The 23,694-nt window shown below is 37.1% G+C and carries 21 protein-coding genes; 19 read left to right on the top strand and 2 right to left on the bottom strand.

All coding sequences use genetic code 11. From position 1 onward, the window contains the following. The first annotated feature begins 424 nt into the window (after positions 1-424). The 6 genes from AACP56_RS17455 (at position 425) to AACP56_RS17430 (ending at position 5,707) form a co-directional block, all read left to right on the top strand. The gene (locus tag AACP56_RS17455; protein WP_286941903.1) at positions 425-3,538 is read left to right on the top strand and encodes a Tn3 family transposase; all 3,114 of its coding nucleotides are present in this window, start codon (positions 425-427) and stop codon (positions 3,536-3,538) included. A 94-nt stretch (positions 3,539-3,632) separates the two neighbouring features. Next, a complete protein-coding gene (locus tag AACP56_RS17450) occupies positions 3,633-3,842 on the top strand; it encodes a hypothetical protein (RefSeq protein ID WP_339338799.1) in 210 nt (69 codons plus the stop codon). A gap of 2 nt (positions 3,843-3,844) precedes the next feature. Further along, positions 3,845-4,123, top strand: a complete 279-nt coding sequence (locus tag AACP56_RS17445; RefSeq protein WP_339338801.1) for a hypothetical protein — start codon at positions 3,845-3,847, stop codon at positions 4,121-4,123. 312 nt (positions 4,124-4,435) lie between these two features. After that, complete coding sequence (locus AACP56_RS17440) at positions 4,436-4,771, top strand: hypothetical protein (RefSeq protein ID WP_339338803.1); 336 nt, start codon at positions 4,436-4,438, stop codon at positions 4,769-4,771. Between the two features lie 30 nt (positions 4,772-4,801). Continuing rightward, positions 4,802-5,149, top strand: coding sequence for a hypothetical protein (locus AACP56_RS17435; RefSeq protein WP_339338805.1), 348 nt, complete (start codon positions 4,802-4,804; stop codon positions 5,147-5,149). A 288-nt stretch (positions 5,150-5,437) separates the two neighbouring features. Further along, entirely contained in the window at positions 5,438-5,707 is a 270-nt protein-coding gene (locus AACP56_RS17430) for a hypothetical protein (RefSeq protein WP_339338807.1), read from the top strand. A 1,156-nt stretch (positions 5,708-6,863) separates the two neighbouring features. On the opposite strand, the gene AACP56_RS17425 is transcribed toward AACP56_RS17430, so the two are convergent. Next, positions 6,864-7,901 (bottom strand): replication initiation protein, encoded by a 1,038-nt coding sequence (locus AACP56_RS17425; protein ID WP_339338809.1) that lies wholly within the window; start codon positions 7,899-7,901, stop codon positions 6,864-6,866. Between the two features lie 627 nt (positions 7,902-8,528). Beyond that, positions 8,529-8,753, bottom strand: coding sequence for a helix-turn-helix domain-containing protein (locus AACP56_RS17420; protein WP_339338811.1), 225 nt, complete (start codon positions 8,751-8,753; stop codon positions 8,529-8,531). Positions 8,754-9,072: 319 nt separating this feature from the next. Between AACP56_RS17420 and AACP56_RS17415 the strand changes: the two genes are divergently transcribed. From AACP56_RS17415 to AACP56_RS17355, 13 genes are all read left to right on the top strand, one after another. Further along, positions 9,073-9,690 (top strand): BfmA/BtgA family mobilization protein, encoded by a 618-nt coding sequence (locus tag AACP56_RS17415; protein WP_339338813.1) that lies wholly within the window; start codon positions 9,073-9,075, stop codon positions 9,688-9,690. Beyond that, positions 9,680-10,774, top strand: a complete 1,095-nt coding sequence (gene mobB / locus AACP56_RS17410) for a MobB family relaxase (RefSeq protein ID WP_339338815.1) — start codon at positions 9,680-9,682, stop codon at positions 10,772-10,774. The genes AACP56_RS17415 and mobB overlap by 11 nt, the downstream gene beginning before the upstream one ends. Further along, positions 10,774-12,390, top strand: a complete 1,617-nt coding sequence (locus AACP56_RS17405) for a type IV secretory system conjugative DNA transfer family protein (RefSeq protein ID WP_339338817.1) — start codon at positions 10,774-10,776, stop codon at positions 12,388-12,390. The genes mobB and AACP56_RS17405 overlap by 1 nt, the downstream gene beginning before the upstream one ends. A gap of 65 nt (positions 12,391-12,455) precedes the next feature. After that, a complete protein-coding gene (locus tag AACP56_RS17400; protein WP_339338819.1) occupies positions 12,456-12,746 on the top strand; it encodes a hypothetical protein in 291 nt (96 codons plus the stop codon). 10 nt (positions 12,747-12,756) lie between these two features. Next, positions 12,757-13,077 carry a hypothetical protein gene (locus AACP56_RS17395; RefSeq protein WP_339338821.1) on the top strand — a complete coding sequence of 107 codons (321 nt, stop codon included), beginning with the start codon at positions 12,757-12,759 and terminating at the stop codon, positions 13,075-13,077. Then, positions 13,031-15,448, top strand: coding sequence for a TraG/VirB4 family ATPase (locus AACP56_RS17390; RefSeq protein WP_339338823.1), 2,418 nt, complete (start codon positions 13,031-13,033; stop codon positions 15,446-15,448). Before AACP56_RS17395 ends, AACP56_RS17390 begins: the two co-directional genes overlap by 47 nt. A gap of 1 nt (position 15,449) precedes the next feature. Beyond that, a complete protein-coding gene (locus AACP56_RS17385) occupies positions 15,450-15,998 on the top strand; it encodes a type IV secretion system protein (RefSeq protein WP_339338825.1) in 549 nt (182 codons plus the stop codon). Then, a complete protein-coding gene (locus AACP56_RS17380; protein ID WP_339338827.1) occupies positions 15,998-16,813 on the top strand; it encodes a type IV secretion system protein in 816 nt (271 codons plus the stop codon). Before AACP56_RS17385 ends, AACP56_RS17380 begins: the two co-directional genes overlap by 1 nt. Next, positions 16,814-17,416 (top strand): hypothetical protein, encoded by a 603-nt coding sequence (locus AACP56_RS17375; protein ID WP_339338829.1) that lies wholly within the window; start codon positions 16,814-16,816, stop codon positions 17,414-17,416. It abuts the gene before it with no gap. Between the two features lie 5 nt (positions 17,417-17,421). Beyond that, positions 17,422-18,456: a conjugative transposon protein TraM gene (gene traM, locus AACP56_RS17370; RefSeq protein ID WP_339338831.1), complete on the top strand. Its 1,035-nt coding sequence runs from the start codon at positions 17,422-17,424 to the stop codon at positions 18,454-18,456. 3 nt (positions 18,457-18,459) lie between these two features. Next, a complete protein-coding gene (locus AACP56_RS17365; protein WP_339338834.1) occupies positions 18,460-19,404 on the top strand; it encodes a DUF4138 domain-containing protein in 945 nt (314 codons plus the stop codon). Position 19,405: 1 nt separating this feature from the next. Next, a complete protein-coding gene (locus AACP56_RS17360) occupies positions 19,406-19,945 on the top strand; it encodes a conjugal transfer protein TraO (protein ID WP_339338836.1) in 540 nt (179 codons plus the stop codon). Positions 19,946-19,966: 21 nt separating this feature from the next. Continuing rightward, complete coding sequence (locus tag AACP56_RS17355) at positions 19,967-23,650, top strand: TraQ conjugal transfer family protein (RefSeq protein ID WP_339338838.1); 3,684 nt, start codon at positions 19,967-19,969, stop codon at positions 23,648-23,650. The last annotated feature ends 44 nt before the right edge of the window (positions 23,651-23,694 follow it).

The raw sequence follows: 23,694 nt of genomic DNA, 5'->3' as shown, positions 1-23,694 counted from the left end.
GAACATGTGCAGTCTAATAGAATAAGAGATGCTATAGGTTAAATCAAACTCCTATCTGAATAAAACTTGGACAACCTTAAACGTTGGGGTACTCCCTTCACAAGCCTAATTTCTATCGAAAACCTAGTCTCAGTTGCATTCATATTTGCTCGTTTTTAGCTTACATATTTAGCTATAGACGTGATAAGCTCGCAATCTAGCTATATAAATGTGCATTGAGAGTTAACCTGGATTCTGTACTTCACGATAAATAATATCGCAGGACACAGCACAATGTATCCCTTTTTGTTCGATGCCCATTCGGCAAAGGTTTTCATTTTTTTCTTTTACTCTTCCAAAGTAACCTCTTTGATTTTAGTACCTTACGGGTAGTAATTTAGGTTATCTTCTGATGGTTTTTGGACCTACCTTAAAATAGTTTAATATGATCCTCAACATTTACAATGACTCAGACATTAGGGATTTTGATGGGGTACCTAGCTTCGATGAAGCTCATAGGGAAACTTTTTTTGATACTAAATCCCTTGGGGAATACAGAGAACACTTCAGAAAGCCTTCAACACTTTTGGTTTTTGTATTGTTGAAGGGATATTTCCAATTCAGCGGGAGATTTTATCAGGTAGGAGACTTTAATCCCATGGATATACAATATGTATCTGACCGACTGGCACTTGATCAAGTTCCTAACCTCTCTGACTATCGCCGAAATACTTATTTCGGGCAAAAGCGAATAATTGCAATAAGTCTTGGTGTGAAATTATTTACAGATTGGAAGAATCAATTTCAAAAGGAAGTGGATGATTTGGTCAGGACGGCCCTAAAGCCAAAACAAATTGTAAAGGCACTGGTCCGAATCTGCCGAGAAAGAAAAATTGAAATCCCAAGGTACCATGTATTTGCACAAGCAATATCGGTTTCGATAAGAGAATTGGAAAGTGACCTGCTCAAGAGTGTTGATGAAAACCTGAATAATTTCCAAAAGGATACCATTGATGCCATTTTGGAAATGCCAAAAAACCCGGACATGTCCATATCGCCATCAAACCCTTACCTCGTCACAACTATCAAAACCCCAGAACAAGAAATTGCACCTAGAAAAATCAGGGAAAGCTTAGATGACTTTCAACTTGTTTCTGACCTGTTTAAGCAATTCAAAGTGACACTTGAAAAGATTGAACTATCCGACCAACTATTGAACTATTACGCCGTTTGGCTTATTAAGTCAAGACATGTAAAGTTTCTGGCGCTCAAGGAACCATCAAAGAAGCACCTGTATTTTTTGGCATTCATAGTCTACCAATACAGAATAAGACAAGACTTATTTGTAGATATGTTATTGAAACTGGTCCAGAAATTTGAAAATGAGGTAGAAAAGTCAATAAAAGACGATTTTATCAAACAAAAACCTGTAAAAATCAAACAGGCACAAAAGGTAATCAATATGGTCAGGTCTTTGTCCGATTATGTTGAACACATGAGAGGTGTTGCCTTTTCACAGTCCCGAACCGACAGGGAGAAGGTAATCCAGATACAGGGTGTTTTTTCAGAAATTGATGGTTCCAAGGGTAGTAGACAGGCGCAAAGGAAAAAAATTGAAGAGGAACTTGAAAAACTTCAGACTTCCATGTCCTCAGGACTTAAAGACCAAATGACATATGAAAAGTACTTGTCCGCTTACCGTCGTATCCAGAATAGGGTTGCAGGAATAGTAAGGGCTCTTGACTTCAATTTTCTTACTTCAAACCCTGACATCTGTGAAGCCATAGATTTCTTTAAATCCCATGATCAGGTCTCCAATATAAAAAGATTGCCTTTAGCCTTTCTAGACCAAAAAGGTAGGAGTGCATTAAAGACATATGTTGGTTCTGAATGGAAACTGTGGAAAGTTCTTTTGTTTATTCAAGTAAAAGAGCACATAAAAGCTGGATCATTGAACCTGAACAATTCTGAAAGATACCGTGCTATTGAGGAATATCTTTTATCTCAGCAAAGGTGGGATTCCCAAAAAGATGATTTACTAAGACGTGCTGGATTGCCATTTGAAATTGAGGCAGAACCATTTCTGGACAGGATGTCAAAAGTTCTACGTAGTCAATACTTAAAAACAAACAAGAACATTGCAAATAATGAGTTTCTCAGCTTCACTTCATCTGGGGCGCCAAGAATAAGTACTCCAAAAGAAGATGTAAAAGAGGAGGACATGGGCCTCTTGAAATTCCTGGAAGACAAAAGTGGTGGAATCATCCCTTTACCTGTTGTTCTATCAGAAGTAAATTCAACTTCAGGCTTTCTAGATTCATTCTCGCATTTTGCACAAAAAGGCCAGAAGAGAAGACCTTCAAACAAAGCGTTCTATGCAGCTATAATTGCTTACGGATGTAATATTGGTATTGGAAGAATGGCAAAGATTTCTAAAGGTATTTCTGTGGATAATCTTAATCATCTGGTAAAATGGTATTTCAATAAGGAGAATCTCGATGCAGCTAATGGAAAAATTAACTCCATAGTTGAAGCAATGTCCTTGCCCAAGGTCTATAAGTCGGATAAAGTTCAAAATCACACTTCCAGTGACGGTCAAAAGTTTGGTGTTGCCGTTCCATCAATAAACGCAGACCACTCTTACAAATACTTCGGTACTGGAAAAGGGGTTACGGCATACAGCTTTATAGATGAGACCAACAGATTGTTCTACAGTACCGTAATAAGCTCTTCGGAAAGGGAAGCGGCCTATGTGATAGATGGTCTGATGCACAACGAAGAAGTGGACAGCGACATACATTCCACCGACACCCATGGCTATAGCGAAATCATATTTGCCATTTGTAATGGTCTCGGAGTTTTCTTCTCACCGAGAATAAAGAACTTTAAAAGCCAGTTGAAATATACATTTAGGCAAGACTCTAGGCGCAAATACGAAAAAATGGGATTTAAGGTGGTCCCGACGGCCAAAAACTATATTGACACCAATATTATTGCAGATCAATGGGACAATGTTTTACGATTATTGACAACCATAAAGTTAAGGGAGGTAACGGCATCCAGAATATTAAAAAGATTAAGTTCTTATTCAAAGCAACATCCCTTGTATAGGGCCTTGAAGCAGGTGGGGAGGATTTTCAAAACATACTTTCTCTTGAAGTACATGGATGAAGTGGATTTAAGAAAATCCACCGAAAAATCACTTAACAGAATTGAAAAATCACATCAGTTCGCCAAAGCTATTTTTTTTGGAAACAATCAAGAATTGAGAGCGGGAACGAAGGAGGAACAGGAAGTAATAATTGCCACTCGTCATCTCATACAAAATGCGATAGTTCTTTGGAACTATCTTAAGATAGGTGATAAGCTCTCAAAGTGTTCGAATAAATTGGAATTTACCGAGATACTGTCCGCATTGAAAAATAGTTCAATTATGACGTGGCAACATATCAATATTCACGGGGAATACAATTTTCAAAAACTCTTTCACAACGGCGAAATGAATAGTTTTGAATTCGATAAAATAAAAGATTTAGAAATAAGCTTTGATGTAGCCTAATGAACATTACACCCGTATGGACCATGAAGGCCTAACAGAAAAGAATAATGCTATGAAAAATAGCGACTATTTCAATTAAATTTAGAATATAAGGATGCAAGAATTTAAACTCAAAGAACTTCTGGAATTTCAGGATTTAATCAAGAATGAGGACATATTTGAAATCCTTAATCAGGACGAAATAAAGGAACTGAATGAAAAAAAAGTACACAAAGGAGCGTGGAAAATTTATGCGGCCATGAAGATAGCGGCACAAGGAAAATCATTTATTGAAGTATCTAAAAAGATTTTTAAATCTAAGTAACTATGGAGGATTTTGTATTTGAAGCAATAATGAGTAGCGAACCTTTTATTTGTAACAATTGCCTTGTTCAAGAATCAAAACAACCGATTGATGCATTTTATCAGGATGTAGGCATATGCGAAAAGTGTGGTCAAACCAATGATGTAACTAAACCTATTGCAGCGGCCAGTCTCATTAAAAATAGGTTTGACTTATATGGTAATAATAAAATAAGGGAATTATTTTTTAGAACTAGACCAGTTAATATGCGAAAAGAGACGTTACACGGTCATTTAAGATAAACATAAAAATCAGCAACCGCAAGCCGGGTGCTTCCTGAAAAAGTAACAAAGGATAGTCCTGAAATTGATGATGATTTTGGTAATGATAAAAATAGATGTTAAGACGGTAACGATAATTTCATGTGTGTTCATTTTGAATAATTGTATTGGTTAAAGTTTACTGGTTGTTTCTTTGGTCGGTTGACCGAGGGCAAGAGGTTCCAAAATTAACCGATAGTCGTTAGACTGAAAAAACTCTTAAATTATTCTACATGTGATTATTCATGACAGCAAAATTTTTAATGAATTTGGAAAATTCAAACATCAATGATAATGGGAGAAATTAAGGCAAATAAGGATTTGGAGGTAACGAAGCTCTGGGAGGATCTGACCGACTTTGAAAAAGAATGTATCGTAGTTTCCCATGCCCAACATTTCAGGAAGGGCGGGGCAAAGGTAACGGACGAGCGTATGGGTAGGATTTTGGAACTTGGTACCCCGAAATGTGTCTTTGCCTACGAAGATGGCAAGATTCAATATTTTAGGGTTCACAAGGACAGTACGGACGCGATGAAAGTTTTGTGCAACAACTATCTTGAGGAATCCATTTTGGAAACTGATGGGGATATTGTTCGGGAAATGCTGGACGATGCCAACGAGGATTTTTAGGGTATGGACAAACTAAACGATAATTTAATTATGAAAAGCAGAAAATTAATATCCATCATGGGAATACTGATGGTTTTTCTAATCGGTTCTTGTGATTCAAAAAAAGAAGGTAGCGAGTTTTTGGGCAAGTGGCAATCCGAAAAATTTGAAAGTGGGAATAGTATTGTTTTGGAAATCGAAGCGGATGGGAAACTCTACAAAGTAGATAAGTACACGGTCGATAAAGATGGTGCCAAGACGGATAACAAGTATGATAATACCTATGTAGTCCCGATCAGGGACGGTATAATGCAAGTTACTCCCTTGGATGTTATTTCCTATTCGGAAAACGATGGGAAGCTGTATTGGAACCCGTGGGTCTTTACAAAGATTGAGTAATGGAGGATTATGTTTTCGAGTGGTGGCATGTACCGATTTTCATCATAGTATGGGTGTTGGCCTTGCTGTTCCATAATTATGTAATCAAGAATAAATACAATGGCTTTAAATAATGGTGGAAGTATTCAGGATAGGGGCTAAGCCCAAGAAGCCAAACGAACCTTTAACACCGGAAGAAATAGGGGAAATTGTTTTTAATACCGAAGATGAATTTAGGTTGCATTCCTCAGATCGGGTTTTCAAAAAATCGGAATACGAATACAAGAGAAAAATTTAAATAGGCGCATTATGAAAATACAGGACAAGCCGACAACAATTTATGTTAGGGATATTGACGAATCAACATCGGAAAAAATCTGCCAATTGAAAAAGAGATTTTCCACCAACTCAAACAACGAATTGGTAAAGCGCTTGATCAATAATTTTGAGGCCAAGGAAAAGAAAATCGACCGCTATGAAAGGGAACTTGATCAGCAGAAAAACAAGATTGAAAAAATGGAGCGTGTCATTAGAAATTTTCAGAATGCCCAGAGTGCATTAATAGATTTCAAGTTATGATTATGTTCGCATCAATTTCCCGGACCCGCTTCTGCAGGATCCATCCGGAGGCTGTTTATGTTCGCACAAATTAAAATCCTATTCATATAATGCCTTACGTTCGATATAGAGCCAATATCAAAACCCTTTGCAACGAGTGCGAATCTTTACGCAATACGAAAAGGCGTTTTGATACCAATTGCACAAATTGTAAATGGCTCAAGTATAACAACGTTAACAACCTACTTACATTCACTTCATTTCTGCATAAGCAATTTCCAACATGGGTGTTTTTCAATGTGTATGAATATGTCAAAGGGGAGAACGGAAGATTACTGGCTAGTTTCCAAAAAGGAAAGAATGAGCCAACCACCAAGCACCTACCATAAAAAAACGGAACAACCTTATTGGTCATCCCGTTTTAAATACAAACTTACGTTTGCTTGTTTTCACCTCAAATGTATTACATTGCTTTCAAACTTCTTGCTTTTTTGACCTTTTTTCATCCGCAATCGGTTAGAGTTCTGATAAAATATTTTGGTTTTCAATTACTTACAGTTCTTAATCTGGATTTTGTCCCATTTTTGGTTGAAGTCGATTCAACTCAACGGAACATTTTGTCCTATTTTTGGAATAAGGCCTTACAGGACACGGGACGTTGAATATAAATTATACCGGAAATTTTGTCCTATTTTTGGAATAGACCCTATATATTCGATTTATAAGAGTTGATGTTTTATCCGCAATCGGTTAGTTTATCAGATTGGTTCGGTGTATTTTATATTTCCGCAATCCGTTAGAGTAACTGAAAACATCATATTCTACGGAGCTTTACTTGTATTTGGCTAGTAAATATAATCGGCAAATATATTCCGCATTGTCCGCAATCCGTAAGTTTTCGTTTATATTATTTAGCTGTCCGCAATCCGTTAGAGTTGCGTAAAGCCCTATATTTATTGGGATTGACATATACGCAATCGGTTAGGTTGAACAAATTCGTTGTATCAAGGCCTTGTACGCAATTGGTTAGTTATGTTTTTTCATGGAATAATCCCGGAGGTATAAAATATGCGGAACACCCTATTTTTAATGGGATTTACTTAAAATTAACCCTTTCGAAGATATACGCAATTGGTTAGAATAGATTTAGAAACTAGATTATCCGCAATCCGTTAGTTTAAGCAACGGCCATTTGCTTTTCCTTATCTTTTTTGAATAAATGTTCGTAGTTGTCAAGGATCACTTTGTTGATGGCATTCGGCAAATCTTTCATCTTGTCGTAGTTGTTGCTAATATCAAAATAATGCGCATTTATAAGCGATTTAAGAAACGAAAACTGGTATTTGTTCATAATGCCTACCAATCGACTCTTATCTTCCTTGGATAGCTTGAAATTGGCATCTAGCAACTCAAAAAGTTCTTCTACCTTTTCCACATTGTGTCGCATCGGTTGTTTGTTGTTGGTCTTGTAAAATTTGAAGGTAAAACCAACTATCTTCCTTCCTTCTTTGATTTTGGAATAATTAAAGCTCATATCAGCAATTTCATCGAGCATTTTTTTAGCAGGCTCTATAACTTTCTGAATAAATGCACTAGCGGTATTTTTGGTATAAGCGTCTTTTGGAATCTCCAAATCCTTCCTAAATTGGTCTAGGGTTCTACTTCTACCACCACTATCACGCCATTGACGGATATAGTAATAAAATTTTATGTTGTAGGTGCCTGTTAGATTAAAGCTACTTTCAGCGATGTATTCGGTAAACCCTTTAGATAAGTCGGTCAAAAAGCCATAAAATCCAGCATCAAGGTTAATGTTGACATGACTTTTTGTAGTTGTCCATTCCGGTTTTTCAATTACCCCTACTAACTTAACGGATTCCTGTTTTTTGCCATCCACTTCCATTTTACTCGTAATTGGCAGGGTCTTTTCTCTCAAGTTTGTCAGCGTATCATGAAGGCGCTCTTTAGCGTTATCGTTCTCAAGGAGCAAATCGCGATAGTGAAATTGCAGGGACACGTTCCCGGATAAATCAATTTGTGGGCTAAAGTCAACTTCCTGATGAACCTTAATTCTTTGTAGAATCCTGACCAAAACCCTATTTTCCCCTGCGGTAAAATTAAACTTGATAAAGTTTGCGGTTAACTGGTAAGGTTGTCTTACAACGTCTGGAAGCTGAATTTTCTTGTTAGTATCCTTGTCAACTAATATAGCCATATCCGCAATTGGTTAGAGTTAATGAAACAAATATGCGAAAAAAAGTTAGAGTTCCATCCGCATTTAGTTAGAATATATCCGCAATCGGTTAGAGTTCCATCCGCATCTAGTTAGAGTAAAACGTTGTGAGATATAGTAAACATAGTACTTTGAAGTAACCTGTAATTTAGTACTTATATTCAGTTTTTTTTATTTAGTTATTTAATATAGAAAGAAGCAATTTTGATATAGCTTGTTGAATTGTTAATAAGGTTTCAAAAAGGTCATAATTTTAAAAAAATTACGCCATTTTTTCATAATACTACTTTTGCCCTGCAAAATGATTTAAGGTCTTGAAAAAGGTCAAAAAAGCAACCGCAAAAAATTAAATATCATAGATAAAATCTATAGTTTGAGATTTTTAATTATTCGGGATTTGATTCGTACGAATCAATAAAAAACAAAATTCCTTATTCCCCAAATTCTTACCCGAGATCGGAACGATCTTGAATATGAAATAACCTACTAGCCGGATCCTGTTTTACATTTTTTAGCGTTCCGATAGATAAGCGTTAAAAAAAATTAAAACAGGAGCGTTTTTTGTTTCTTGGATTTTGGAAAAGTTTAAAATATCTAATTCTAAAATCATTAGGGTTTAAACTCATGAAGTTCAATGACTTTATTGAGATTAACTTTTTTTTCCGCTAAGAATTTTAGGTATTTTAGAAAAATTGGACCGAGTACTTTTCCTGCTTCAATTTTACTAATAGTGCCCTGATCAGTATTCAATCCTTTGGCGATTTGACCTTGGGTAAGGTTAAGCTTTTCCCTAGCCTGGCTTAATCCAACTGTACCTTTATTTTTACCCGACATTCTACTTCATTTTACGCTAATTTAATTTAATTATGATTCAGTTGAAAGAGATGGTTATTGCGAATGCAATAGTTTTCTTTGAGTGCTTTGCACGAAAAAGGAAAGCGAGATGGAATCGGGGAAGCCCCGATACGATTTTCTACTTTTTCGTCGAAAAGTATAATAAACACTAGTATTTTACTTTCTACTTTACCTATATTTAGGTGTTCAAATTGTAGTATAAAAGTAGAAATATTTATTTAAAGTGCTATTAATCAATTAAATAGATGCTTAAATATTCTACTTTTTATTAATTTATTGTAATAAAATCAATTTAAAAATGGGTTCCGCTTCTGTAAAAATTAATGCATCATCTAAGGCATTTCTTACGATTTTATCTAAAGAATCGAATAAATCACAACAGGATTATTTAAGTACCGCTATTGATTATATTTATGAAACCGGTCTTGATATTTATAATAAAAAATCTGTAAATGTCGGGGATAGTATGAAAGCATTAGAAAATCGAATTATTGGTTTTATGAAAAAAAGGGAGCAAGATTTTTTTGTTCCTATGAGTTCAAAAATGACAGCTCTAACCAAAAGCAATGTTGATTTAATTAATGGATTAGAAACTTTGGATATTATCAGTTTGGCAACTGATCAGCCAAAGGATTCACCTAAACCAAATTTTACGGTTCCCGAAGCTGAAAACTCACTTAAAAATAATAATGATATTTCTGATTCTTCAGTAGAAGAAAAGTTTGAATATCAAGAAAAAAATGTTGATTTAATTGAGTTAGAAACGACCAAAAAAAGGGCTGAATTATTAGAGGAACAATTGCAATTTTTAATGTCGAAAATAAATAAAGGTTCAGGCTTGAATTCTGGTAAATTCTTTGCAAATATTACACAACGTGATTGTGATAGAATAAATAGGATTCTAAATGATAATTAAGGTTCATAGCATCGGAGTTGATGGAGGAAAAAATACTGGTAGTTCCAGTAACCTTATTCAGTATTTGGATAAGGAAAATAGAAACGTTGACATTTTGGATCAGGAAGGATTTTTTAACCACGAATCCGAAAATATAACCCCCGATATTGCGGAAAGGGTTATTGATGGAAACAAGGGGCGTTTATCAAAAGATGAAACAAAGTTTTATATGTTGACGGTCAATCCATCGGAACGAGAGCTGAAACATATTTCAACAAATGAAACAGCCTTAAAAAGTTACGTTCGTGATTTGATGGATGTTTATGCTAAAAACTTTAATCGGGAGTATCCAGATGGCGAACCCTTGAAAGGAAGTGATTTGGTCTATTTTGCTAAAATAGAACATGAGAGAACGTATAAATATGATGATAAAAGATTTCGTGAAACCATTATTAAAAACAATAGAATAAGGTCCGAAATCATAAAGAATATGGACAATCCCGAAAAAGTGAAAGCACTTGAAAAAACATATATAAGGGACAAAAACAACACCCCTATTTTAGAGGGCAATCCAAAAGCCGGAAATAATGTTCATGTTCATATTGTTGTTTCTCGTTATGATAAACAACAAAAGTTCAAATTAAGCCCAATGGCTAACCAAAAATCTGGTAAAGGCAAATTGAACGGCCAGGAACATAGCAAAGGATTTAATCGGGATGAATTTGTTGCATCCGGGGAAAGATTGTTCGATAGGAAGTTCAACTACAAAAGGGCTTTTGATGAAAGTTACAAATATTACAAAAGTGCAAACCTTGCAGTTACGGCAGTTACTAACCCAAAATCATTGGTAAAAATTATGGTAAAGAGAGCTTTAATGGAAAGCATAAAAGATAAAACTCTCCAGACAAACTTAAATATGGCAACAACCAATCCGAAGCATATCCCAAAACAGGCAATACGTAGAATTGAAAAAGAGGCCATAAAAGCCGTGATGAACTCATTGGACAAAACCTCTTACACTAACCCTGTTTCTTTCGGGATTAATGTTGCTAGAAAAACAATAACGATAGCCGCTAGGGCTATTTCAAAATCAGTCGGAATCTAATGGGATATACCGAACAATTTCTAAACGCCCCTTTGATTACTCAGATTATCATTGCAACAACAAATGTTCTGTACTTGATTTTTTGGTTGGTAGCACTTAAAAAGGACTTTTTGATTTCAGCATTTATCGTTTCTGTTTTTGTTGTTGCTGCCAACTATATGGTTATTATGTTTTTTAGTGGTATCGACGTTGTAACATTTCTCACAATCTACATTTTACCAGCAGCTCTTACTTTCATTATTCTCTTTTCCCTGTTTAAGCTATTGGGTTCAACCTTTAAAAAAAGTCTCTCGATTTCTCAGGTTAAAATACCACATACAAAAGGCGTAACAATAGTAAATACCATTAAAGGCGTTTCTATTCAGGGAGCACCAGGTTCAGGTAAAACCATATCAGGAGCCGGATGGATATTGGACAGTTTTGGTAAAAAATCTGTACCAGGTTTGGTTTATGATTACAAAAATTTAGAGTTGACTGAGATTGTGATGTGGTTTTATAGAAATGCTGATTTGCCCGTTCACGTGTTTCATCCTTCGGATCCATCACGTTCCTGCAACATCAATTGTTTTGACCCTGCAATTTTAAACAAACGCGAAGATTTTATGATAATGGCTAAGACATTAACAGACAATCTTATTGATGATGATAGCAAAAGCCCTTTTTTCAAAAACGCAGCAGAAGGGGCAATTGCGGGTGTATTGATTAGACTAAAAGAAGATTTTCCAGAATATTGCTCTTTCCCTTATTTAACAGCAATATTTCTTGAAAAGAGCATAGACGAATTAATTGAATTTCTAGAGGGCAATCCTAATTCTAAAAGACAGGCAGGAACATTTTTGGATAGCGCAGGCGCTAGGGACCAGATGGCGGGTGTAAAAGGAAATCTTTCAAATGCCTTTAGGGCTTTTGATTTGCCAAACGTTTTTTATACAACAATGAAGAATGATTTTGAGCTAGAAATCAACAACAAAAAAACACCTGGTTTAGTGGTTCTGGTCAATTCACCGAATTATGATGAAGTTTACCAACCTTTATTAGCGGTTACGGCTCAGGCCATTATATTGAAAATGTCAAAAAGGAACAGGGAATTTGCCTATTTAATGTTTGATGAAGCGCCAACACTAAAACTTAGTAGGATGCCCAGAATACCATCTACAATGAGAAGTTTTAATATCGCTACTATTTATATGCTTCAAGACAAGATTCAAGCAGCCAACCAATTGGGCGTTAATAAAATGAAGGAGGTACTTGCGAACTTATCCACCTTGTTTTTTGGAAAGACCAACGACCCAGAAACGGCAAAATTTTTTGAAGCCTATTTTGAACAGGTAAAAGTGAAACAACGCTCGTTCAGTACAAAAGAGGGCTTGTTTATGGAAAGCCAAGACAGAAGGGTAAGTGTTTCCGAACGAGACGAGAAGAAACATAAAAGCTATGAAATGTTCAAAAGGGGAACAGGACAGTTTTTTATCATAGACGATAAAGGAAACAGTCATGATGTTGCAATTAAGAAGCCAAAAATTGAAATTGAACCATTTAAAAAGACCAGAGCAATCAGCGTTTTGGAGATAAATTCAAATTATGATCGCATTTTGTCGATTGCTAAGAAATTATAACTTTAAATATGCAATATTTGCATATATTTGAGTCGAAACTTTACTAAATACAACAAGAACACATTATGAAAAGAAAAGTTTTAAGTACGTTTATTTTCCTTTTTGGATTTATCGCAACCGCTAGCGCACAAGACCTTAATATTTCTGAAACAGCTGAAACCTTTTGGGACGATGTATCGGAAGCCGCACCCTTTATTATTGCTGCCATCTTCCTTATTTCTGCCCTTGCCAATATGGGTAAACTTTTTGGGGAGAACAGGGATTATATGGGCTTCTTTAGAGGGCTATTATTGTGGGCAGCCGTAATAGGTATAATATCGGCAATCGTAACATTTATCCTTTCGTTAAGCTTCTAACAATGGATTTATGAAGGAACGTTTAAGGGTAGAGAAAAATGTAAATTCTAAAGCTGTATTGTTCAAACTCAGCTTTAATTATTTCCTTGCCTTTATTTTAACTGCTATCATATTATCGCTATTACTGGTCGGTAGTTTTAGTGGTCGCAGTTTTTTTCTTTTCATAGTTGCTTTAACAATTTCCTATATGGTTATTAGATACCTGGACAACTCCGGTACTATTGAATCATTGAGTTTTGGGAAAATACCTAATGAATTTGAAAACGACCTGTACAAATTAAAAGATGGAGAATGCATTTTTGTCCAAGAACCCACCGACACTAAGAGTTGATGGGAACAGCTTTCTAAGCAGTAACGGCGATGTGGTATGTGGGTATAGCCTACAGTTGCCAGAGGTCTTTACGCTTTCTAAAGAGGACTATAACCAAATGCACGAACATTGGTTCAGGACTTTAAGATTCCTACCAAAATATTCCTTTGTCCATAAAATGGATATTTTTCTTAAAGAAAGATACGACGGACAATTATTGCCCAACGATACATTCATCCAACGAACGACTAGAGATTATTTTAATGGACGTGAACACTTCACGCATTATCCATTTCTTTTTATAGGCAATAGGGGCGGTACGTTCCTTAAAAATTCGAGTATTCACAACCCATTTAAGAAACTTCCAAACATAGACAAGCTTTTGCTTGAATTTGAACGGGACAACCATTTTTTAGAGGATGCAAGTAAAGCTATCGATTTTATAAATACATCAAAGCACATCAAGGCTGTTCCAATGTCCGCAGACGAGATTTATGCGTTACAGGAAAATTACTTCAATGCATTTCAGCCCGATGTTTATTTGAGTACCGACATGAAGGCCAAAAGCAACAAGAAATCCGCTATTGACGTTGGGGGAAAACTAGTAGGCTCTTATTCCCTTGACAACATCAAACAGTTTCCTGACTATGTTGATATAAGCAAAATAGACCCTGCTTATAGCAGCAAAAAATATAAGTTCCATAAAGGTCTGGCAGATGATTTCGGTTTTAGATTGCCCCATGATCATATCTACAACCAAATCATTTATTTGGAAGACCATACACTAAAAAAAGAGAAGCTTAAAGAGACTAGTCGAAAACTGAAAGGTTCAAGGGGCTTTGATATTGAAAACGAGGAAAAAGGGAAAATCCTTAGTGATTATGTTACCGAGCTTGGGCAAGATGAAATGAGAATTTTGACCCAAGGGCACACAAACATAATTTTTTATGCCGATTCTGATATCGAGTTTACAAAATGCGCCAGACAGATTGAAACCATATTCAAAACACATGATTTTAAACCCATTTACCCATCCAGAAAACGGTTAAAGGAAATCTACATGAATTCTTTCCCTGCTTTATCCGGTAGTTTGAGCAGGCACAGAATGTACGATAGCGAGCTTGAAATCAATCTTGCCCTATTTCTAAATGTAACAACCTACAAGAACGATAACGAAGGTGTTGCATTTTCAGACCGTCTTTATAATATTCCAACCATTAGAGACGTAAGGGACTATGAAAAAAAAAGGATAAAGGCGTGGAACTTTACAATGTATGGACCAACCGGAGAGGGTAAGTCCGTTCTCGCACAACACATCATAAGGCAGTTCAATGAATCCGGCTATAGAAACGTGATATTCGATATAGGCGGTAGTTTTAAAAAACTTGCATTATTGTTGCCAAAAGAAAAATCCCTTTTCTTTTCTTTTGAGCCAGGCAAGCCACTTCCTCTAAATCCATTTAAAATAAGCGGTTCTTTAGATGCCCAACAACTAAAAGACCTATCCAGTTTTGTTTTTAAATTGTGGCTTCCGGAGGAAGATATGTCCGATAATATCCAAACATCTTTATCGAGACTTATCGAAACATATTTCAAGGAGGTAATTTCCGGTCATAGTTACCCATCATTTTATTTGTTTGTCAAGCAAAACAAAGAAAAACTTATAGACTTTCTTAAGATTGAATCCCGTTTTTTCGATATGGATAACTTTCTTTTTCTATGTTCAAAATACGTAGGAGAAGGGCAGTATTCTTACTTGTTTGGAGGTGAAGATGATTCGAGCCACTTAATAGACGAAAAAGATTATATAGTATTCGAGTTTGATAAAGCGCAGGACGACCCCGTAGCCCTCTCTATTCTTATGTTAATGGGTTCTCAGGCGGTCAAGAAACTTGTTTGGGAAAACAAATCGGTACCAGGCGTAATATTTTATGACGAGCTTGCTAAATTCATAAAATACAAGTCAATTCGAGATACCGTTGTTTTCTTTTATCAAGCCATACGAAAGCAAAACGCAGCCGTAGGTTCTTCACTTCAAAGCCCTGCACAATTACCAATCGGGGACGATACAAACGCAATGATAGACAATACACAGGTTGTCTACGTCCTTTTCAATGAGAAAGGATATGCGCCTTTGGTTGAGCGCTTCAATCTAAGTGAGCATCAGCATAATATTCTAAAGTCGCTGACAAGTATTAGGGACGGGGATAAAAACTATACTGAGTTTGCACTAATTATAGGTTCGGAAATATGGCCGTTAAGGTTAGAGCTACCGCCAGAAGTTTTAAAACTGTATCAAACCGACGGTGCGGAATATGAGGAAATCATGCAGTTGTACGAAAAGTACGGAGATATGGAAAAAACGATTAAAGAACACATGAAACACTATTGATATGATACGAAAAACACTTCTATTGATTTCATTTTTGGCCATAGGTTTTTGCCATGCGCAAATACCCGTTACCGATGCGGCAGCCAACTCTAGTTTGGTTCAGACCATTGCCCAAGGAGCTAAACAAGTAAAGCAAGGTCTTGAAACCGTAAAGCTATTAAAAGATGCAAAAAAGGTACTTACAACCGTAAATAATGCAGTCAGGGATATTAATGATATTCAGGAGATTTATGAAATGCAGAAATATCTAATCGAGAGTTCCACGAACAACATAAATAAGGTTGTCAAAACAGGAATGCTGAAACCGAAAGAAACAACAAAAATGTATAACTCGTACAACAATCTTTTTGATGGCGCGATCAAATCTTTAGAAGGAGTGGACAAGATTCTTACCAATAATCTTTTTAAGATGAAAGATTCAGAACGCCTAGAGTTCATCAAAAATTTGAAAAACGACATGAAGGTTAGAATAGCTGCAAATAATGCACTAGCAAAGAAATACTGGATGTTTGCAGAAACTAGAAGTCTAAACAAACTATTTAAAAAATAATGATTGACTTTGGATATGAATTGATTAAATCCGTTTTTGACGGAATAGGCACATCATCATCATTTCGATGGGTAAATTACAGCGTCAAGTTTTTGGCGATAGCGTTCTTCCTCCTTAACCTTTACGGGAGCTTTTTGGACAACATCGCCAAGGATTGGGGAGTGATGGACTTGCCTTTTAATTTCTCCAAAACAGTAACGGCATTTATGATAATCATTGTAATTGCCGGCTTTGACCAATTATTGATTCTTTTTGAAAATTTATTCGTTCCCCTTAATAATATGATTGACGACTACAATCCTTTGGTTGCCTCTCTAATCGAATTAGAGCCCGACCAAGCGGTCGAGGAAGAACAAAGTTGGACAGCCAAACTAATAGAGACTTTTACAGATGTTTCGCTCGTGCTCAAATATCCATATTTCCTTATAGCTAAAGCACTGTACTTTGTTCTATGGATAGTTGATAATGTGGTGTATGGTATTTTCTTGGTTGAAAGATTTTTTGCGCTTACTGTTTTGAGGCTAGTCGGTCCGTTCGTTTTTGCCCTTGCCGTTTTTGAAAAATTAAGGGACTTAATGTTCAAGTGGTTAAAGCTATATGCGGCTTTTTATTTGTTAATCATTCCCTATTTTTTAGTCATTTATATAACAAATGAAATTTACGACAGCCTATCCCAAGGCTTTATTAGCGCAGCACCCGTTCAGCTTTCTGGCTTATTTCTTGTGGGCGCAATGGTTGCGGTCGGCATATCGCTTTGGTTGAAGCTTCGTTTGTTCAAAAAATCAACCGAACTTATATATAAAGTATTTGCATAAATGAAAAATGAAAAGGTAGATATATATACGGCTTTGAAGAAGAACAGGAACACAACCCTTGTTGCGGTCGTGGTTTCGGGAATTGTTTCCCTGATATCTGTCTTTTTGGTGTATTTCATGCACATGAAACATGATAGGTATGTATATGGAATTTCAGAAACCAAGGAGTTGATGCCCTTGGAATTAATAGAGAAGGAAAATCTAGTTGAGATTTACCGAAAAGGCTCTATACAACTATGGGCCAGCTATTTCTATAATGTAGACCAATACAACTATAAAAAACAAATTGAAAACTCTTTATGGTTAATCGACGATAGTGGAAAAAACCTTTATAAAGAATATCAGCAGATAGGGCATTATAATAGGATGATAAGAACATCGTCCGTCCAATATATTGAGGATATTGATATTGTTTTCGGAAAAAACAATGCGTTTCAGATGAAAGCCATTGTTTCCATTCAAAGACCTAATCAAGAAGACCCCAAAAGGTACGAACTGGTAGCTCAGGGTAAATTGATTACAGTAAAAGCCAATTATCCCAAGAACCCTTGGGGCTATATGATTACCGGATATAGAGAAGTGACCAAAAAAGAATTAAACTGATATAGATGGAGAACTTTATCGAAAAAATCAAACAGCTTGAAGCCCCGCAAATCATTGTCTCTTTGATGATGTTAGGTTGCGCTGTCTTTATCGGATATGGGGTTTTCAAACCTTCAGAAGAAGAAGCAAAGGGAAAATCAACGGAAATTTTAGAGTTCCCCGATGCCAATAAATCAACCGAAAATTATAATTCCAAATTAGAGGCATATGAGCTTAAGGAAGAAAAAGAGAGCAGTCTCGAATTAAAATTTGACAATAGCCTGTTTAAAGACGATAAGGACAATTCTGATTCTGATGTGTACGCCCAAGAGGAGGACGAAAGAGTTAAGGAGCTTCAAAGGCAAATTGCACTCATGGAGGAAAAACGCAGAAATTTCCAATCTAACGATTCTAATTCTGGAAACGGAAATCAGAGCGCAAATACACAATCAAAAACAGCTAGGGAGCCAAAACAAAAAACCAAGGAACAGCTTGAAATGGAAGCCCTGCAAGCTGAACTTGATTACTATGAGTTGTTAAAGCAATCAAAAGAGGAAATGACATCTGGTAACACAAGGGCAGAAATAACTAGCAACGGTGCGCTTGAACCTTTTAGGGCTTCTATTTATAGGGATCAATTTATTTTACCGGGTGACCGAGTTAAATTGTTGCTAAACGAGGATGTAGAACTTAATGGAAAATTATTCAAAAGGAACACAACGGTTTACGCAACAGCCAACATTAATAAATCTAGGGTGCTGCTCAATGTTGATAATATCAACCACGTTCCTTTAAGTCTGGAAATTAGGGATATTGACGATGGTGGGGTTGGGCTTTACAACAAAAGAGCCGGAGAATTATGGAGGGAGTTTCAGTCCGAGGTTCAGGAGGACGGGGTTCAGGATATCGGTCAAGAAATTTCACAGGAAGTAACCGTGCCAATAGTGGGAACCGCAATACGTGCATTTGGTAATTTTTTCAGAAAAAGAAGATATAAGGAGAGGGATAAAATTTTATTGGTCAATGACCACCAAGTACTTGTTTCCCCAATAACAAATTAAAATATGGCAAAAAAGATTTTCAACATATTCATTTTTATTGTGCCCGCTTGTTTCTTCGGACAAGACACTATTCAGGTTGCAAAAATGTACAAAACCATTATGATTTTTCCCGAACCAGTTACGGAAACCATTTTGGGCAACGACCTCAGTTTTGTATTGGAGCAGCACAGTAGGGAAACCGATTACGGTAAAAGAATTTTGAAGGTTTCCTATAATAAGATGGGCAAAGAAAAGAACGCCTATACGAACCTTGTGGCCATTACAGAAAGTGGATCTTTTTATGAGTTTATTCTATCCAAGTCGGACAAACCATCAAAACTGACATACAACATTCAAAACAATAATAGATCATTTAGCCTTAGAACAGAAAGCACCAATGACAAAGGGCCCATTGTTGTTGAAAATGAAATGCATAAATATTCTAGTGAAGCCGAGATAGATTTAAGTAATGTAAAGATTGAACCAGAAGAGGAAGAACCCACCATAGCAACGGAAGAACTTTACGAGAACAACAGAACCGAATATTTCAAGAGCATGTGCTATTACAATCAATTCAACAAGTCTTTTTTGTTAAGGCATTTTGAAAAGGCGGGGAACGTATTCCTTCGCGTGGGGGGTATTTATTACAATAAAAACGAGCTTTATTTTCAGGTAATCATCGATAATCAAGAACCTATTGATTATGATGTAAACTTTATAAAATTCTCAATAGCCACCAACTACAAAAAAGCCAGTAGCAACCAGAGCACTGAGATACCGCCAATTTTCAGGTATAAGGTTCCCAAGAAGGTCAAGGGTTTTTCAAAAAATCACTTTTTTGTTGTGTTCGATAAATTCACTTTGGACAGGAACAAAGTCTTTAAAATAGATTTGGACGAATTAAACGGAAACAGAAACATTACCCTAATGTCGGACAATCAAATGGTCAATAGGCCAAAACGCTTTTGATATGAAGAACATTTTTACAATAGGATTATTAATTTTTGGATGCCATTTTGCAAACGCTCAGGCATATGCATCATCGGTCGAGCTATCTGGTGGGTATGTCGAGGACGGTTTCGGGGGCTATATCAATTATAACCACCATCTTGATAGGCGCTCGCATTTACAATTCGGTGTATTTGTTGGAATCAGCAACGATAAATCAACCGCAGAGGAAATCCCCTATAATATATTCACTTTTAATCCTGGCTATTTTAGAAAACTGATATCGTCAAATAGCAGAAAGCCCATTACATTGAACATAGGGGGCGGCGCTATTGTTGGTTACGAAGTAATTAATAATGGAAGCAACGAATTGCCGTCCGGTGCTATCCTAGACGCAAAATCCCAATTGATTTACGGGGCTTTTGCAGGCTTAGAGGTAGAATACGGAATCAAAGAAAATTTTTCCCTCACACTCAAAGCGGTAGAACAGTATCAGGTCAATAGCGATATTGGTCAGTTCTACCCATTTGTAGGGGCGGGTTTGAGATACTATTTATTTTAATAATTATGAACACCCCACATTATGAAAAAGAAATACTATTGGCTAATGGCCTTTTTGGTCCTCTTGGCATGCAGCAAAGACTTCGAGGATGCATTAATAGATAGCTTCGATTTTAATTTTACGGTTATTACAAGCGATTCGGGATTTATCTTTGAAGGTTCCGAAGCTGATTTCAGGGTAGTTCCCGAAAGGACGATTACCACCACACGCTTTAATTTTAGCTATTCGATAGATGAAGGAGAGGGCTTTTTTCAAATGGAAAATGGCGAAGTACTGCCCGAACAGACCGAATTGGAATTACCCGAGCTTCTTTGGAAACTTAATTATATTCCAACGACAACGGGAACCCACGTTCTAAAGCTGAAAGCCAAAGACCAGAAGGGAAACGAAAAGGAGGAAACTATCACTTACGAAATAGATTTTGCACCCTTTACAGTACTTTTCAATCAAGGAGCAAATACTTTTATCGTAAACCAAACGAACGACCTAAACCTTACAGTTGTTTCGGAAAGCAACACAGAATTGTACGAAACTCTTTCGGTAAACGATATTGACGCAAGCTACACCCTGTCTTTTACCGTAGAAGGGGGAACGGGTGTTTTCGTAATCAATGGAGAGGATTATGAGCCAGGGCAAAAAGCGACCATCGAAGAAGGAACCTTGGAGTTTGAATACATTCCTTCAACTTTAGGAGAGCACATAATCACACTTATTGCAATTGCGCCCGATGGGGCGGTCAGGGAACAACAAATTATTGTTCCCGTCGAAAACGTGCAATTCTTTTTATTGGCCTCCATACCATCGGACAAAGTTTCCATTGGAGAGGATATAGACGTTTCCCTAAGCCTTCAATCTTCCGATGATAGCGAAGAAATAGACTATAGGCTTTCGTTCTTTTATGCGCCCGACTCCGAAGGAATAGGAACACTCGTAAATGAAAATGGGGAAGCTCAAACAGCAGGGCAGTCCAGACCTTTGGAGCCTGGGAACTATAGCTATAAATTCAACTCTAACGTTTTGGGGATAAAGAAACTTTATTTTGATGTTTCCGATTCAAACAACCAAGTTAAAAGAGACAGTATTTTAGTTGAAGTCACGAGCATCCCTTTTTCTTTTTCAGGGCAAGCGGTAGGAACTTCCACGGGAATTAACCAGCCAATTGAATTGTCCCTATCCCTATCTACAAACGCAACCGAAGACAGTAATGTTGAATACAACATTAGTTTTGCGCAAGAGGGCGGGAACGGCGAGTTGAAAGACCTGGATGATATTATAATACCACCCAATACCGCCTATGATGTAACCCCAGGGGTTTTCAAATTGTCCTATACACCCTTTACCTTGGGCGAACATCGTTTGTTGTTTCAAGCCACAGACACCTACGGTCAGTCTGTAAGTAGTGAGGTTTCACTTATGGCAACAAACGCCCAATTGAACTTTACAGCCGCCGCGACAAATTCAGAAATGATAGTTGGGGGAACCAACACTATTAGCGTTAACCTTGGCGAGCAAGGAAACGCCAGTAATCTTACCTACGAAATGAGTTATTTTGTTACTGGGGGAACGGGAACATTGACGGAGGGAGGGAACACAATTTCTTCATCAACATTTATAACCACAACCCCGGGCAGCAGAACTTTTAGTTTCTTGCCCGACCTACCAGGCAATTATACCCTTACGTTTACCCTTAGGGATTCCAACGGCCAAACATTACAAGCACCGACTTCGTTTGTTGTAACAAACACCAATTTCCAATTTTCGGCAACGGAAGCCAATGGGGAAATCGGCCTTGGTCAAAACAATAATATAAACATCAATATTGTGCCAGGAACAACAAATAATGGTACAAGTTATACCATGACTTATGACAGTTCCAGTAACGGTACTTTATCAATAGGGGGCGTTTCCTATAGTCCCGGTCAAACTATTACCGTTCAGGAGGGTTCGTTTGTTGCTATATACAATCCCACAAGAACGGGAAATTATCAACTGGATTTTACGGTTGTAGATTCCAACGGAGTTGTAAGGACCGATTCGTCAACTTTCAATGTAATCAATTCCGATTTCGTTCTTAGTGCAGCGGCGACACCAAGCGAGATTTTTGCTTCTCAAACTTCAAGCATCAATATAGACATCAACCAGGTTGTTTCCAACCCTTCAGCATCATATGAGCTTTCATATTCCGTTACAGGTGGAACGGGAACGTTTTCTGGTCCGGGTGGAAATGTTCAGGCCGGAATTTTCACGCCCATTAGCGCAGGATCCACTTCTTGGACATATAACCCATCAGCCGAAGGTGCACACGCTATAATCGTCCAGGTTAGGGATAATTCGGGCGTGACCAAGGAAAAGGTTGTTGTAGTGAATGTTGTTTCTACGGACTTCACTTTTACGGCAACAGAAGCCCAAGCCGATGCAAACATTGGGGAATCTGTAGGGATTAATCTTAATATTCAAGAATCGGTTTCGGGAATCGACACCTATACGGCAGTATATACTACGAATAATAATGGAACTCTTAGATATAACGGGAACACTATTCAGCCAGGCGTTAGCTTTACAATAGTTGCCGGGAATAGTTCGGCATCCTATACAGGAACCACATCGGGAAGACATGATGTTGACTTTAGTGTTACAAGTTCTAGCGGAACCAACAAAAGCGACGGAGCCGAGATAAATTATATCGGAAATACTTTTGGGTTTACAGCTACATCGCAAATACCTAATCTTACCGTAGGCCAAACCTCTGGTATATCCTTTAATCTTACGGAAACAATCTCAGGAGTTGACACTTATACGGCAAGTTATACTAACGATAATAATGGAACCTTTATTTTCAATGGTGTTGCGATTAGTCCGGGACAAACATTCACTATAACCCCAGGCACTTCATCAGCCACCTATTCATCCCTAGAAACAGGCTCTCAATCATTGGATTTTACGGTTACAAGCAGTTCGGGGGATTCAGAAACCGATTCAGCTGATTTTAATTTTACCTCTAATATTTTCACATTTACGGCGAGTCCACAAGTTAACACAGCTGATTACAATACTACCGTTCCAATCAACTTTAATATAGCAGAAAGTGTTTCCGGAGTTGATACCTATACAGCTCTTTACACACTTACACAGGGATTAGGAACCTTCCAGTTCAACGGTACCACTATTCAGCCAGGTAATACATTTACAATAAGCTCAGGGGCGAGTTCCGGTAGTTTTACTGGCATCGACGGAGGGAGTAAAACCCTTGATTTTCAAGTAACTTCTTCTTCCTCACAGGTTGTATCGGACGACGCAAGGATAGTCTTTAGGGAAAATCCTGAAATAGTTGAAGTTTTTTGGCAACCTTCTGATGTTGTAGACAATATCACCAATTTTAGGAACACAATTACCTATAACGGAAATATATTTAGGACAGCGGCCGAATACGACCCTTTAGAAATCCGTGCGGAAGTCGTTAGCTCAACCGTAGGGGCCGACAATAGGGCAATTGTGGTTAAGGAATTAAAACTTAATGGCGGAGCAACGGGACAGGACATCATAAACATATGGGAACCCATACCGAATAATTCTGAATTTACCCTCTATATCGATTTGCAATATGATGATAGAACCTACGACTATACCGGAGCGGAACTATTGGTCCGATTTACTGTTCGCAATTCTTCAACAAGTATAACAAAGGATATACTTTATAGAGATTGATTTATAATTATGCCAAATATGCATATTTGGCATAATTATTGTTT

This window comes from Croceitalea sp. MTPC6, from assembly GCF_036985525.1.
Taxonomy (GTDB): domain Bacteria; phylum Bacteroidota; class Bacteroidia; order Flavobacteriales; family Flavobacteriaceae; genus Croceitalea.
The sequence above is the reverse complement of the archived record's forward strand: the minus strand, read 5'-3'. Positions and strand labels throughout refer to the sequence as shown.